Raw genomic sequence first — 14,793 nt, forward strand, 5'->3', positions numbered from 1 at the left:
GAATTTTTCAAGTCGGGCGGTACCAACGGGAATTGGACGTGTGCCCGTAAAGTTTATGAGGCGTTGATTGATTTTTCTTCTTACGCCGCGGATTCTTTGATTTGAATGGTGTACTCGGCGAAGGCCCGTGCCGGTGGCAGGCCTTCATCGTTGGCATGGGGCTGGCGCCGGTTGGACCAAGACTCGATGCATTCCATGACCGCTGTCCGCGCTGCCATGGGATACGTCCCGTGGTGCACCACAATGCCTTTTTAAAATGCGAAGAGAACGACTGGGCAACTGCATTGTTCTCAACTGTTGTCTTGCGATTGTGTTGCGGCCGTCGAACACCACGATCTCGAGGACCGGAGCGAAGCTGGGACCTTCCCAGTTTGCGCTACAGCCGGCACCCGTATCCCGGCCCTCCACCGAACAGGGCCAGAGGCACGGTTCACATTGGTCGCCTAAACCGGTCAGTTCCGTGAGTGCGGCGATCGGAGGGCCAATTCCTGCCGGTCACTTTCTCAATGTTTCTGGGACAGGAAAACCTTGGATTTCAGCGGCTTTCCCGCCCGCCAGTTGAAAAACGTGACCTAGTTTCCGTTCAGAAACGTAAGCAAAACGTGACTTGGGCCCTTTTTGGCCTTAGGCGCTTCTGGCCTGCGGCACATAACCGCAGGTCAGAGCCACATTTGGTACCCCGGACTGGACTCGAACCGGCGGCCAAGAGAATCTCAATGCCGTGGTGTTGAGGGGTGCCACTGTCTATCACTAGCCCTGTATTCTCGGGAGCCTTCACCGAGGGTGCCCACGAAGCGTCAGCAGTTGCCGTAGTTTTCGGTTGAAATGGATGAGTAAAAGATGGGCGGCGCTTGGTGACTGTCGACGTCATAGCGGACTTGCCTGCCGGTATCGTCAAATGCAGGTCCAGCAGTGTCCCTTTTCGGGGCAGTGCGGGTTATACCGTCCGTGATGACCATTTGACGCTCAGGCGCAGGGTTCTGACGGGTGGTCTCGAGATCGAGGTGCCGGCAGTGTTGGCCGGGGACGGCATTTCGGGCATGGTGATTTCTAGATCAGAACGACGGTTAACTCAAAGCCGGAGGGGAGGGTTTCCATGTCCCGCGGGGGATGCCATCAGCACACCAAGAGCGCCAAGGCATGGCCAAAGCTGTTTCGAGTGCTTCCCAACTGAGGCACGGGGCTAGTTGGTTAGCAACATCGTTGATGCGGCTCCGGGTCCGCAGACACTATCTTCGAGCTGACAGTAGTCCCATGGTTTCGGCCTTCTTTACGGCCAGCAAGCGGTCGTTGCAGCCAAGCTTGGCATAGACGTTTTCCAGGTGTTTTTCCACTGTCCGCGGGCTAATGCCCAAATGGCGGGAAATGCGAAGAGCTGTCCAGCCCTTGCCAACGCAGGCCAGAATGGTTGACTCCCTCGGAGTGAGGGCGCTGGTTCCACCCAGTGCAGCTCTTTGCTTGCCAACGTGCGCGAATAGTTCTTCAAAGACAACAAGCAAGGGCAGCAGCCACCTGGCAGCGGCAACGTCGTCGTCGGTAAAATCACGCATCGACCGGGTAAGGACCCAACCCGAACCATTGGCCGGCGGAGTCAGCGTGGTAACCATGCTGAGTTGATAGCGCGAGTTTTCCGCATGAAAAACTTCCCGGTATGCCACCGAATTCGTCCAGTGTTCAAAGGTGGCCACGTCAGATACGCGTCTGGGCGTGCGATCTTCCGGGTCTGTCAGGTAACTGAGGATGGCTGGGTGGTAACCGGGCTGTGTGAGCAGGACTTCGGCATTGAATGGCTCGCTGGCATTCAGTTCGTCGGAGAGGACCAGGTGTGCAGCAAGAAAGTCGACATCGGCAAAAATCACCTGGTCAGTCGGGATGGTCTTGGCAATGAGCCTGGCTATCTGTGCACGACCTTCCACGGCATCTGCTGCTGCAGTTCGAAGGTCCGCCAGCCACGACCCGGTGACCCTATCCATTCCCCACCCCCGAGAAAGGCAAGTACCGCCTTGAAGTGGACCATAGCAGAGCGTTGCCGCCAAGGCCATGCTCAGACATGTGGGCGCTGGCAATGGGACGAAGTTGGATCAAGGGTCTACGTAAAAGCACGTATGGCTGGCCACGTCTGCCGATGGCTACGGTTGAAGCAGGTTTCAAGATCAGAGACCATCCCCTCGAACGGAGATTATCGTGGCAAACATGAGTGTTCCCTTCGTCCGTCCCGCCAAGTCGCTCACCACACTTGAGGGCGAACTAAATCAGGCGTGGCCTGGCCGCGGCCCAGATCTGGGCTTCATCACCGGGTACAAGGCAGCCGACAACCTCACCGGGCACAATCCGAATGAAAAGGGCATCTGCATGGCCTTTGACATCGGCATCCACGCCACCGGACAGGGCATCAGCCCGGCCGCCGGCAGGGACCTCGCAGAGTACCTTCGCCGCGACGCCAACGAAAAGTTCCAATACCTCATCCACGACATGGGCACCGAAGCCGAAGGCGTCCGGCCCAAAATCGCAGGAAACCACACCGGCTGGAAATGGCAACCCTATACAGGTTCACACCCCCACAGCGACCACATCCACATCTCCATCGTGGACCTCTACTGGGGAGATGACTGCGGTGTCCCCGCGGACGTCTACGACAGCACCAGCACCTGGGGCGTCACCCAATACTTTCCCAGCAACCATGGGCCGGTTTCCACTCCGCCGCCACCTCACGTCGAAGTCGGCTGGGTGGTGAAGGCTGGCGACACCCTCTCACACATCGCCAACTACTACGGCATTCCCGGCCGTGTCAATGCCATCGCCGCCCACAACGGCATCCACCCCGACAGAATCACCGTCGGCCAGAAAATCCGGATCCCCGGCCCGCTCGCATGGAACATCGAACCCCAGGACACCCTTCGAACCATCGCCGCCTACTACGGCTTGGACCCTGCATATCTTGCACTCCTCAATGGACTCTCCGGACCGGACGCCAAAATACTTGTGGGCAAGACGCTGGTTGTCGTCAAGTAGGTTGAAGCCCCTTCGGATACCTCGAAACTGAGGGCGCGTCACCCCGGGGAGTCCTAGGATTCCTTTCAGCACGAAAAGTCTTCACGCGACTACTGAACAACGCTGTTGCTAAGACGGTGTAACGCCGTCCTCCCCGGCCCAGCGGAATATTTTTGGACCTAAAGAGTTTTAATTCTACTTCGAATCACAATATTTTTTGCCGGACTCCCGTTCTTTTGGTTGAACAAATACTGATATATATTATGGTTATTTTTCAGATATGCCGGCAAATCCTTTCACTACGCTTCTACAATGCTGTTGCCAATGAAGGAGAAACATTATGGCTGCTAGCCAGGGCGCAATGGATCGCGCAGCAAGAGTCAACGAAATAGGTTTTCCTGAGTTCACGACCAAGCTGATTTCGGACGTTTTTGACGCCCTAATTGCTGCCGATATCAGACAGCAGCAGGCGTTCATAGAACTCGTGGAGGCAACGTCCAAGACGCTGATCTCGTTCATCAACGACACCAAGGACGACATCGGCCCGGCCGAGGTGATGCAGTGGCTATCGAAGGTGCTGCCGCCGGATGTCCAAAACGCCACCGCCCCACCCAGCAAGGTCGCTCTGGGAACGAAACTTTCCGCCCCTGAGGCAGCTGCGCTCAACAAGGCGCTCGAGATTCCAGGCGTTGAGGGCGGCAACCAGGTTGCAACGGAGGAAACTCTCAAAGATGGCACTTACAAGGCGCTGCTGGACGCTGCAGCTAAACGGATCGCGGCCAACAAATACGACATGTTCCAACAAATGGTCAAGATGGGAATGGTCCGACTGGTTGTCGATAATGGTGTCATTGAAACGCGTCTGAATTTTCGGGCCTTCGAATCGGACTATTTCACTAGCCATTCCTCATCCGTGTCGAGGTCCCAGTTCGACTTCCGTGCCAAGGCCAAAACCGGTGGACTCCTCTCATCGTGGGTTCAAGCATCTGCTTCAACTGCCTACACGTCCATGCAGGTCAGCACCTCAGCCTCGTCATCGACTTCGTCTTCAAGTGTTGAGGTGGAAATCATGGGTGGGGTGAGGATCAATTTCCACACCGACTACCAACCGCTGAATCCGAAGTAGCCCCGGACGATAGGATCTCAAATGCCTGAGCAGCCCAGTGTCTTTGATGTGGGTTTCGCGGACTTCGTCGCCGTCCTGCTTCTCGAAACCCTTGAATCGATTGTTGCGGCCCACACGAGTCAGGAGGAGAGACTCTCATCTCTGCAGGAAGCAGCCGAATTGACGGTGGAGGAATTTGCTCAGACGGGTATTAGCGTGGAGTTGATTGATATGTCGGCGACTCAGCTATTCCCGGATGACGGCGGAGGAACCACGCTTCTGACGGGAGGCCCAGTTCCGGGAAAGGATGCCTTGGACGAGCTAGCAGTCACGCTTCGACGCGGAGATACGGACGAAGGCGGGCTGACCCAGGCTGGAGTTGCACACGTACGGAAGGGATTGGCGCTGTATCTGGCACGTCGCCAGTTGGCGGCTTTGAAAGAGGCGCAATCGCGGGGTATCCCGCGGGTCCTTGTGGAAGGAGGGACGCTGCGTGCGAAGCTGAACTTTACTGCTGTGGACATTGGGTCCCGCAACACGTCTGAGGGCAGGGCCGAACCAACGTCGGAAAAGCCTCCCAGTCGCCAGATTGCACCAATTTTAACTGCGCGCCAAATTCCCGGTCTCTCAGACGAAAAATTGCGCAGCACTCTCCTTGCCTGGGATACCCCTTTGCAGAGTGACGTGCTGAATTCCATCCGACGTACCCGACTTGTGGTGTCGACGCCTGATGTACTCCCCGGAGGTAGTAAACCAGCGGACACATCCTGGACCGAAGTTTTCGGCGAAGTGGAGATCCGCTTCCGGATGGAGCAATGACGTGGAACCTGCAGAACTGGCTGGGATGCTTGCCCGGGAGATCGACATCGGTGTGGCAGTCGCACTGAGGTCGATCGACGCTGCTGGCATCCTGGCTGTGGACAGCATCATCGCCCGGATCGGGTCGACACCCAGGAAAGTCAGCGTCGACTGGGAGGCAATGACGTGGCAGTCCGAGGTAATCATGCACATCGACGCCCGACGACACGCGGCTGCAATGCTAGACCCTGGATATGCCAGCCTTAGCGTTCCCGAGGTCGTGGCCGCATTGCCGGTGCAAGCGCTGCTCGGGGTGGGGCCGACGCGAGATCGGTACCTGGCTTCGATCGGCATCCGTACCGTAGGCCAAGTAGCGAGCCTCCACTCAGCCGCGGTCGCCCTTTGGGTTGCCGAGAAGGGCCGATATGCCATCGAGATTGTCGGACGCGCCAGGGCACTGCCCACAGGGTGGCCACCTGGCATCATGCAAGTCGTGGGGTCGAGGTCTGTACTCGCCGTGGCCATCGCCGGACCTGACAAACTGGACGGTGGGGACAAGAAGGCGGCAGTCGTAGCCTGGGAGGCATGTATGCGTATGAGCGCCTGTCTTGATCAGGGGGTGCTGGCACATCTGCCAGCCCGAGGACTTGTACGTGCTTAACGAATGAATCTCCTCGTGCATTGACGGAGTTACCGGGGTCTGACCGCGACTTGGTGGCCACTCCTGGATGGAATTTTGGTAGTTTAGACTTTCTCTGTATTGCCCTCGGCTCCAGACTTTCTTGCCCGGCGATGAGACTTGGTTGACTGGATGCCGGGTGATGCATGTGGTCCCTTCAAGGCAGAATATAGGCAGCACTGCCGCGAACGAAGGCTCGAATGGTGCCTGCCACCGCACCAAAGTGCCCGTACACGAAAAAACCAGGGAATCTAGCCACTTTTGCGCCCCCAGAACCGAAATAGATGAGTGGACATTGGACCCCGACCGCAGAAGATATGCCATGGAATGGGACAATTTTTTGCTGAAAAAGGTAAGTAAGACGTGATTTCCCTCTTCGCGGCCGTCTTTGTGATGCGTTCGCTCGATATCGGCCAGACGGGGTCGTGTGTTGTGAGGAACGTCCGCAAGGCAGCGCGGATACCGGCACCTGTGCCGGCGTCGCCAACTTGGCTGGCATCAGCGGGCAAAACCGAGCCGACAGTCAGTGCCGCGTTGCCAGCGGACACTCAGGCGACCATGGATCGGCCCCTTATGTGGCGTCGTCGGCGTTGCGTCGGGCGGCCTGTGCGGCCCGGGACGTCAGGGCGTCGTAGATCGGCTCGCTCTTGAACAACATCGCTACGAGCATGGCCACTGCGCACGCACCAAGCATGGGTGGCAGCAAGACGACCGATCCGGTCATCTCGGTCGCGAGGACCAGACCCGTTACGGGGGCGCGCACGGTAGCCGTGAAGAACGCGGCCATGCCAATGAGCGCGAGCCCTGCGGCCTCGGGTGCGTGTCCTGGGGAAATGTAGGAACCCGCAAGGCCCACGATCAGCCCGATGTCTGTACCGAGAACGAGCATCGGCGCGAAAAGCCCTCCGGGGGTGGTTGCGGCGTACGAGAGGACACCCAGGGCAAAACGCACTGCAAGCAGAATACACGCGCTTAACAGCGTTCCGTGGCCCAGCAGCGCCTGCTGCGTGAGGTTATCGCCGCCCCCGACCACCTGAGGGGCGAACCATCCAAGCGCACCGACAGCCGCGCCGATGGCCAGGGCCCGCACGACAACGGGGATCTTGCTGGCGTCAACGTAGCGCAGACTCGCCATGATCGCACGATTATAGGCGACACCGAGGATGCCGCACAGGATACCGACGACGACGACAGCGGGTGCGTCCGCGATCCGTGGGGCTTGAAACTGGGGTGTAGTGAAGTCTGCGGTGTTGCGGATGAGGACCTGGGCACACGCGAACCCGGCGCCGGAGGCAACGATCGTCGCCAGCGTTGTCCGGAGGTCGAAGCGCTTGAACAGTTCTTCCAGGACGAACACCCCTCCCGCGAGGGGCGCGTTGAATGCCGTTGCGAGCCCTGCCGCGGCGCCCCCGGCCACCAGGATCTGCATGTCGGCACGGTTCCGGCGCAGGATCCTTGAGGTCGCGACGGCGATGGTTCCGCCCATCTGCACCGATGGTCCCTCGCGCCCGAGCGCAAGTCCCGCGCCGATCGCCAGCAGGCCACCGAGGTACTTGATCGGAAGGATTCGGAAACGTCCCGGTTCCGTGCGGCCTTCCACTATCGCCTCAACGCGCGGGATCCCGCTGCCCTCGGCATGCGGTTCCACGCGGTGGACAAGCCAGGCCGCAATCGCGGTCGCGAGCCCGCATACCGCCATCATCAGCAGCAGCCCCAGAAACGTATAGCCGTGGGACCACTGCGACAGGGATTGGCGCAGGCTGGCGACGAAGTCAAGCAGGAGACGGAAGCTCGCAGCCACCAGACCGGTGACGCCACCGACGATGGTAGCGGCTACAACGAAAAGGAACAGTTCTAGGACCTCGCCATGGCGCGGTCGCCGCGTGCCGTCGGCGGCGCTGCGCCTCACGGTGACTCGCCCGCCTGGGCGCTGCCCTGTCTGGTCATTTCCTGCCTTCAAGTCTGGGCCTTGCCAGCGACCGCTGAAGCGGGGCCGGAAGGCATCAATCCATTTAGTCAACCACTGAGATCCAGTGCACGGAGTGGGCTGAGCCTGGACACGGTATGCAACCCTAACCGAACCACAGAGATAACTACCATACGGCGTCGCCCGGTAACGACGCGACTGCTCCAACCGTGTTCCTCGGTAAGATCCGGCCCGGTAGGAAACCTTGAAGCGGAGCCGGCCCAACACCGTCGATTATCCCGCATGTCCAGCGTCCAGCAGCCTGAGTCGTGGGCTTGTGACGATAGGAGACACTGCAGTGAGGCAACACGCCCCTAACCTTCGGGCTGTGAGCCCCCGGGCCGCTCTATGCGTCGTTGGGGATGATCACGGGTAGGTGGCTTGAGTGCCGATGGGCCTTGGCTGGCTGATGGTGACCCCCATTCTTGAAGCGATTGACACGGTGCTGGCTTCTTACCCTGAACTGCGTCCTTGACGCTGCACGAAGGCCCGCGTCAACCGCTGGGCCCGATCTGGCGGAAGCCACTCTTGCGCCGGCGGAGCTGGCAGTTTTGAAGACGCGGCACGGGATAGGTGACGCATGGTGCGCGGCGGCGTAGCATTTGCAGTACGAGCCCGTTGTGGGCGGGTTGAACTGCATTGAGGCGGTGGAGACATGGCTGCATATTCAGTGCCGGACCCTTCAACGGGTCCGACGCCAGCCTCGCATTCTGTGAAGAAACAGGGGCCTTCCATACCGAAACTCCCGCCAAAGAAACCCATGCATGCCAAAGCCGAGGAAGTGACGCGGGCCGGGGTGGTCTGGGTGGCTGTCAGTGCGGGACTGGTCATTTTGGTGTTGCTCATCATCTTTATCCTGCAGAATCAGGAACGAGTGACTGTGGACTACCTTGGCGCGGCCGGAGAGCTGTCGTTGGGTATGGCGCTGTTCATCGCCGCCGTGGCGGGTGGGCTCCTAGTCGCGATTGCCGGAGCGGCGCGGATTCTCCAGCTCAGAAGCCAACGCCGGCACCCGAAGCGAGATTCGTCGGAGCCCGGCACGCCAGGGCAGGAACCCGTTTCTCGGTGATTGCCCTCCAGCGGCCTCAGGGCTGCTGCACGGTTAACTCCGGGCAGCTCCTCGGGTCATTGGGGTCGCTGGGTGGTACCAGAGGAAATCTTGCGAATTGGCTATCTTTTGACCTTGGGGCCGGTGGTCAAGGCTGGCGAATGTCCTTCGTCTGCGGGCCTTCCGGACCTTGGATGATGTCAAAAGCCTCTTTTTTGGGTTCTGTTCCGGAGAGCCGTAGCGCCGACGGCGACCCACTGGAAACTATTGGTAGATTGATCATTTTTCTGACTAAGGACGGCGGCGAGTGGTTTACTTTTACACCCGTGTAAGGAGTCCTTTCCTTTGATAAGGGAACGGCGCTTCCCTTCCACCAGAGAGGACGCCCAAAAACCTAACGACGATGTATTCGCCACGACCAGGTGGCACGCCGTAAGCGGAACGACCTGTGGGACTGCGCAACGTTCCGCTAGCGGATGCTTCGATGTTCTCCTGCCATGAGCAGGAGCCTCAGTTAGTGCGAGCATTCAGTCTCGGACGCGGTTCTCGTCGACGGCCGGCGTCTGGGGGCCGATGGCTCCGCGGATCATGCTCATCAGCGAGCCGATCAGACCCGGAAGCGCGTCATCCTCGACCTGCTGGGACATGAGCCAGACATCCATCGCCTCGCCCATGCCCATCGCGACAGCGATAAGCAGGGTGGGCGGCACATCGTCGCGCACCGCGCCCACGCTCTGCCCGGTGGCGAGCACCTGCTCGATCCATGGAAGGGATGTCCGCTCCAGCTCCACCTGCGCGCTCTGGGACTCGGGGCTCTTCGCCGCAGCAGCCCAGCCCCTCAGCAGGGCGGCCAACTGCGGGGACGCAACGAGCGCTCTCATCAGCCGGAGGTAGTAGTCGCCCAGCACTGACCAGAACGCGGCGGCATCGCTCACTCCCAAGTCTGGGAGTGGCCCGACTTGCTCGAATAGTCCGGCCAGTCCAAGCTGGGCGACGTAGGCATAGAGATCCTCCTTGCCGTCAAAGTAGTAGTACATCGATCCCTTGGAGATCCCCGCGGCCTCGATTATCCGATTAAGGGAGGCGTTATGGAATCCGTGGCTCGCGAACTCGACAAGAGCCGCCTGCCCGATCGCCTGTTGCTGATGGGCAGCCAGCTTCGTGAATCGAGCTCGAACCATTCGCTCAACGCCCCGTGTTCAGTTCCGGGAACGACGGAAGTTCCACGCGGTCGTGGAAGCTCCTACCCATCACCAGATCGGCAACCTTGGGCAGCCCCATCATTCTCATCACCGCGTTTCGTACGAAGAGCTGCCGCCTGTTCTTAGGGGCGAAGGCCAGACCCAGCCCTCGAGCGGCATCCTGTTTGGAGCGCAGCAGCGACTCCAGTCGCTCCTGGTAACGGGCGAATGCCTGGCGGTGTCCGTCGCCCGTTCCTGCGGGCGTCGTTACGAGTTCGGCCGCTAGCGTATAAGCCTCCACCATGGCCAGCGCCGAGCCCTGGCCGGCCAGGAACGACGGGCACGCCACTGCGTCGCCGACCAGGGCGACGCGCCCGGTCGACCAGGACGGCATCTGGATCTGGCTCACCGAGTCGAAGTAGAAGTTCCTTGACGATGACATCAGCGCCAGCATGGTGGGAACCTCCCACCCCGCGTCGGTCAGCTTTGCCCGAAGCAGGGCCTCTTGTCCCGCGCGATCGAGCGGCACATCTCCCTCGTACCGAAGACTGAACAGCACCAGCGTGGTGTCGTCTCGGAACGAGAGCCGCAGAGCTTGGAAGCCGATGTCGGCATACATCATGGCGACCAACTCGTCGCGTTTCGGATACCGTTCCACCTCGAACGCAGCGACCACCATGCCCAGATACGTCTCGTACTGCTCTTGGGGCCCGAATGCGAGTTTCCGGACCCGGGAGTGAAGTCCATCGGCGCCGATGACCAGGTCAAAGTCACGGATGCTCCCGCCCTCGAACGTGACCCGAACGCGCTCGCCATCGTCGTCGAGGTGTTGCGCAGTGTCTCCGAGCAGCAGTTCGGCGGCCCGGCCGAGGGCATCGTAGATCACCGCAGAGAGGTCCGAGCGGGCAATGGTGAGATAGCGGTCGTTAGACTCAATGATGACCGCGGGGTTGAATGACGCCACCTTGCGGCCATCCCGATTGATCACCCTCGCCTCGGTGAAGACGTAGCCACGCTCACGCAGTTCGGGAACGATGCCCATCCGCTCTGCCACATCGAACCCGGCGCCCCAGAAGTCGATCAAGTAGCCGCCGCTGCGCAACTCGGGGGCGTGTTCGACGATCGTGACCTCGTGTCCGCCCTTGATCAGCCAAAACGCCGCTGTCGGGCCAGCGAGGCCGGCCCCTACCACCAAGATCTTCACGATGCACCCTCTTCACGTCCGGGTAGACCATCAGTCTACACCGCCGGTCGGGTATCTCAAAGGGCTCAGCGGCCTAACAGATCCTCAAATCCCTCACACAAGGTAGAAGACCTGTGGAACGTCATCCAGAGTGTCGAGGCGGGCGTCTGTCGGTTCTAACGAGATAAGGTGACCGAGGCAAGCCCCAGGCCGGTGGCGTCTATACTTCGATGCCTTCGGTCGCATGCTCGGGGACGAGCGCCAAGGCGAGGTCCGGGTCGATGACTGACGATAAAAAGTGCGGTAGGCAAAGTTTCCCAGCGCATCGCTTTGCGACAGTCTCTCCGTCGACGGCGGCGAAGGTGACGACATTGCTCGAGTCTCTCCCGCTGTGAATTTGCACCGTGTGGCCTCCGGTCGAGATCGATATCGTATGGGTGGCGCCGGACCTCAGCGCCGCCCGCAAGCCGGTTCACCACCGGTCCTGTGACCACCAAATTTCCCAACAAACAATCCGTGTGCTTCCGCGTTCGCCGGATAGCCGCTGACACCGCCCGACTAAATGCCCGATGAACGTGCGGAGGGTAGACGATACATAAAAAACCTAGCGCGAACCTCATTGCAACGTGTCGTCGGACTTCAAGGGTCCAGCTCGCAGCTGGCATCTTGGGTCCGCTGAGCAGTTGAAGGCGTTGGCATCCCCGGAGGGGTTGCCAGGGTTGCGGCGAACCCGGAAATGCGCAGGGTAATTAGCCACCGCCAGGTGGCGTGGGCGGCTGGCCTTTGGGATTGCAGTAGGGTTCGCTGTCCCGACGAGGTGGGACATTCGGCGTCGGTTGGTAGGTGGCAAGTTTACGCCTTTGTCGAAATTCAGAAGTCCTGAAGTCTTGGAGTCTCGGGAGCAGGGTGATCGTAAGCTTCACCGTTGACCGCCGTGGTGTCGGGGGCCAGGTGGGGTGGAAACCGCTTATTTCCGAGAAACTTTGCGTCATTCTTTTCTAGAGGGGAGCTGGCTCAGCTGAAAAAGGGGAGCAGCATCGGGAGAAAAGTTTGCTGAATTGGGGGAGTAGAAGGGGAGTTGGCTTCGATTGCCTCTGAACTAAGGAACATATTCGCAGGCAGAGGCCATTTCGTGCCCCGGGCCGGACTCGACCCGGCGGCCAAGAGAATCTCACCGCCTGGATTCTGAACGGTGTCGCTGTCTATCAACAACCACGTGTTTGCGGGATTCTTTGCTGTTTCTAAAGATTATGAAATGTTGTGGATTGTGGAAGTTTTTGGTTGAAAAGGGGGAGTGCCCCGTCCGTGCCCTTCGATCTTGTTTGGGCGCCAACTTCGAATTCTGCAAAAACAGGTTCATTCGGGATCCATCGTTGGGCGGTGTTGGTCACGGTTCTTGCGTCATATTCTACTTTTAGGCTTCCATCGTGTGGCCTCAGGTGGTCGGTGAACGCGGGTGCGTCGTGTCCGGGTGGTCGTGGGTTGTCTATTTCGTCTATATGTACTTGACGTACATGATGTACGTGTGGATGATGGGTCGTATGAGTACTCCTACACATGAGAGCGCCAGCGGACGTGTTTACGGGTTTACCCAGGCGCGGGAATCGCTGAAGGCGATCCTGGATTCCAGCGAACGAGGCGGGCTGTCCACGATCAGCCGTCCCGACCGGGCGCCGGCGGCCGTGGTCAACGGTGAGAGCCTGCGCCGATTCCTGGCGCTAACGGTCGTGCCGAACGTTCACGTCGTCAATGAAGATGGGGCGTGGGCTGTCTTCATGCCCGGGCAGCCATTCGCCGCTGAGGCCACCGAGCTGGCGGAAGCACTCGAAGACTTCGTCGACGCATTGAGGGACTACGCCGAAGATTGGGAAGACCACCTACACGCCGCCCCGAACCACCGGGAGAACTGGGCACTGGTCCAACTCATTGATCTATCCACGGATGAACAGCTGACCGCCTGGCTCACCGGTTCCGCGGCGTGAGCACCCGTCGGCTCGGTGGCCGGGATGAGCATGAGAAATTCTGCGTGACCGAACAGTGGGACTTGGTGGTGAATGCGCGCGGTAAGCCCGTACGCCATCACGCAACGTACCGACTTGTGCTGGCCGACGGTCGAGTCCTGCGAACCCGGATTTCGCGCCCGGTGGACCGGAGCACATACTCGGCTTCGATCTGGAACCATATCCTTCAGGACCAGCTCATGGTCGGCGACGACGAATTTTGGGCCTGCCTCGAGGAGAGGGTGTTGCCTGCGCGTGGTTCTGCGTCCGTGCCGGAGTTGGCGCTTCCCCTGGCACTGGTCTGGCAACTCACCCATACTGCGGGTATTGATGAATCAGTCGTTTTCCGGATGACGAAGGAGCAGGCCGTGCAGGCACTCAACGACTACTGGATGTCCCAGGGAAACTAACCCGGTCACTGACGGATCGGTTCAACCTGCAGTAAGGTCTTTGGGTGTGAGGCAGGGGTGGATTCAGAAGGGGCAGCTGCGGATTGATGATTAGGGTCAACCGCAGAACACTCATTGGCGTGGCTAAGATTTGAAGATGATCTCATAACGGCCGACTTGTTCGGAGCAGGGGGCGCTGATGACCGACCCGTGTTCGGTGTTGATCCTCGAGATAAATTGCTGGCCCATAAGTGCGCTGCAACTTGGACATACGAAAGCGCTGTACGACTCACCTTTGGCTTGGCTGCTGCGCAGTTCAATCCGCGCCTTTGCCACCTTAGCTCCCGACTGCTTGATCCATATATTGATGGCTTGGTGAACGTCCGGGTGGTTTTCATACCGCTTGAGGCCAACTTCTCTTTTCACGTTCAGAGGGGGTGCTGACGAGTACTGTGCGCCGGAATGGCCGTTGGAAGCTTCCCACAGCACCATCTGGCACGTGCATTTCCAGCAGTCGGTCAACGTTGCCCAAACGAAGGGGCTGAATTCGGTATGTACGGTGTGTGGTTCGAATGCCTTCTCCGGGGCTACACTGCTGCGATTGGTTTTCTCCACGGCCTCGGCCCTGATAACACGTTCGGTTCTAGCCAGTTGCGCCTCAATATGTTGATCTTGTTCGTCATCCCAGTCGTCCTGCTGCTTCGCTGGGGTTCCGAGCTGCCAATCAGGGCCCTTGGTTAATAGAGCGGTGATGAATTCGCCGAGGACTTCATGTTTCAGGGATAGGTTGTGATTGACCTCAAGCTTCAGAAGATCAGAGAGAGAGAGTCGGGGACCTCGGAGGACTTTCCGAACCCGGCGACTACAACCGGTACTTGGATGGGACTGTACTCAAGGTGTCGCGGCACCAGCCATACAGGGAAAACGTTGTCGTCGAAGTAGCGCTGGGAGCGGTGACGATAGTTCTCCATTGGCTGTGACGACAGCTGCACCTCGAAGGCAACGCAGTGGTGCTTGTCGTCGGACTCCGCCAGGACGTCAATGATCCACTCCCTCGATGGTGCGGGAATTCGATGACTGAATGCCAACCGGGAACCGTCCCGATTTTCCACGCCAGAGCTTCCTTCATGGCAAGGTGCTGCGGTGATTCTCCACCGTGGTCTACGCTGCAGTCCCGCAGCCGGTAGTGAGCAAAGAACCTCGTGTCGTCTCCGCGAGTTTTCGCAACAGCTCGGATATTACACACCGGCATGACAAGGCGCTTCCTGTCGTCCGACCTTTTGAGGGCCGCCCACGAGTGTCGATCGTGTGTTGTGGCATCCACGCGATCCCCATCCATATCCCAATCAGCGGCATTCGTCCGGCGCATTTGTCCATTGAACGTCTCGACTTGTCGTTCAATGGAAAGATTCAATAACAGGGTTGGCTTTTGGTCAGCTGTGTTGCGGGCTGG

13 protein-coding genes are annotated in these 14,793 nt (G+C 59.4%); 7 read left to right on the forward strand and 6 right to left on the reverse strand.

Translation table 11 applies throughout. From position 1 onward, the window contains the following. Positions 1 to 1,229 precede the first annotated feature (1,229 nt). A complete protein-coding gene (locus AAGW05_RS16585; RefSeq protein ID WP_411805667.1) occupies positions 1,230 to 2,042 on the reverse strand; it encodes a response regulator transcription factor in 813 nt (270 codons plus the stop codon). A gap of 151 nt (positions 2,043 to 2,193) precedes the next feature. On the opposite strand from AAGW05_RS16585, the gene AAGW05_RS16590 reads away from it, so the two are divergent. The 4 genes from AAGW05_RS16590 (at position 2,194) to AAGW05_RS16605 (ending at position 5,555) form a co-directional block, all read left to right on the forward strand. Beyond that, entirely contained in the window at positions 2,194 to 3,012 is an 819-nt protein-coding gene (locus AAGW05_RS16590; protein ID WP_411805668.1) for a LysM peptidoglycan-binding domain-containing protein, read from the forward strand. Positions 3,013 to 3,331: 319 nt separating this feature from the next. Continuing rightward, positions 3,332 to 4,117, forward strand: coding sequence for a hypothetical protein (locus tag AAGW05_RS16595; protein WP_411805669.1), 786 nt, complete (start codon positions 3,332 to 3,334; stop codon positions 4,115 to 4,117). 21 nt (positions 4,118 to 4,138) lie between these two features. Beyond that, positions 4,139 to 4,915: a hypothetical protein gene (locus AAGW05_RS16600; protein WP_411805670.1), complete on the forward strand. Its 777-nt coding sequence runs from the start codon at positions 4,139 to 4,141 to the stop codon at positions 4,913 to 4,915. Position 4,916: 1 nt separating this feature from the next. Continuing rightward, the gene (locus AAGW05_RS16605; protein WP_411805671.1) at positions 4,917 to 5,555 is read left to right on the forward strand and encodes a hypothetical protein; all 639 of its coding nucleotides are present in this window, start codon (positions 4,917 to 4,919) and stop codon (positions 5,553 to 5,555) included. A gap of 589 nt (positions 5,556 to 6,144) precedes the next feature. On the opposite strand, the gene AAGW05_RS16610 is transcribed toward AAGW05_RS16605, so the two are convergent. After that, positions 6,145 to 7,533, reverse strand: coding sequence for a ClC family H(+)/Cl(-) exchange transporter (locus AAGW05_RS16610; protein WP_411805672.1), 1,389 nt, complete (start codon positions 7,531 to 7,533; stop codon positions 6,145 to 6,147). A 766-nt stretch (positions 7,534 to 8,299) separates the two neighbouring features. On the opposite strand from AAGW05_RS16610, the gene AAGW05_RS16615 reads away from it, so the two are divergent. Then, entirely contained in the window at positions 8,300 to 8,608 is a 309-nt protein-coding gene (locus AAGW05_RS16615; protein ID WP_411805673.1) for a lipopolysaccharide assembly LapA domain-containing protein, read from the forward strand. Positions 8,609 to 9,114: 506 nt separating this feature from the next. Here AAGW05_RS16615 and AAGW05_RS16620 read toward each other — a convergent pair. Both AAGW05_RS16620 and AAGW05_RS16625 read right to left on the reverse strand, forming a co-directional pair. Beyond that, positions 9,115 to 9,768, reverse strand: a complete 654-nt coding sequence (locus AAGW05_RS16620; protein ID WP_411805674.1) for a TetR/AcrR family transcriptional regulator — start codon at positions 9,766 to 9,768, stop codon at positions 9,115 to 9,117. Between the two features lie 4 nt (positions 9,769 to 9,772). Beyond that, complete coding sequence (locus AAGW05_RS16625) at positions 9,773 to 10,972, reverse strand: FAD-binding domain (RefSeq protein ID WP_411805675.1); 1,200 nt, start codon at positions 10,970 to 10,972, stop codon at positions 9,773 to 9,775. Positions 10,973 to 12,492: 1,520 nt separating this feature from the next. Here AAGW05_RS16625 and AAGW05_RS16630 point away from each other — a divergent pair. Both AAGW05_RS16630 and AAGW05_RS16635 read left to right on the forward strand, forming a co-directional pair. Then, a complete protein-coding gene (locus tag AAGW05_RS16630) occupies positions 12,493 to 12,933 on the forward strand; it encodes a hypothetical protein (protein WP_411805676.1) in 441 nt (146 codons plus the stop codon). 44 nt (positions 12,934 to 12,977) lie between these two features. Then, positions 12,978 to 13,361: a cytotoxic translational repressor of toxin-antitoxin stability system gene (locus tag AAGW05_RS16635; RefSeq protein ID WP_411805677.1), complete on the forward strand. Its 384-nt coding sequence runs from the start codon at positions 12,978 to 12,980 to the stop codon at positions 13,359 to 13,361. Between the two features lie 123 nt (positions 13,362 to 13,484). Here AAGW05_RS16635 and AAGW05_RS16640 read toward each other — a convergent pair whose 3' ends face one another. Together AAGW05_RS16640 and AAGW05_RS16645 are read right to left on the reverse strand one after the other, a co-directional pair. Then, positions 13,485 to 13,955 carry a hypothetical protein gene (locus tag AAGW05_RS16640; protein ID WP_411805678.1) on the reverse strand — a complete coding sequence of 157 codons (471 nt, stop codon included), beginning with the start codon at positions 13,953 to 13,955 and terminating at the stop codon, positions 13,485 to 13,487. Between the two features lie 191 nt (positions 13,956 to 14,146). Then, complete coding sequence (locus AAGW05_RS16645; protein WP_411805679.1) at positions 14,147 to 14,452, reverse strand: hypothetical protein; 306 nt, start codon at positions 14,450 to 14,452, stop codon at positions 14,147 to 14,149. Positions 14,453 to 14,793: the final 341 nt, after the last annotated feature.

This window comes from Arthrobacter sp. LAPM80 (assembly GCF_046736435.1).
In the GTDB taxonomy this organism is placed as follows: Bacteria; Actinomycetota; Actinomycetes; order Actinomycetales; family Micrococcaceae; genus Specibacter.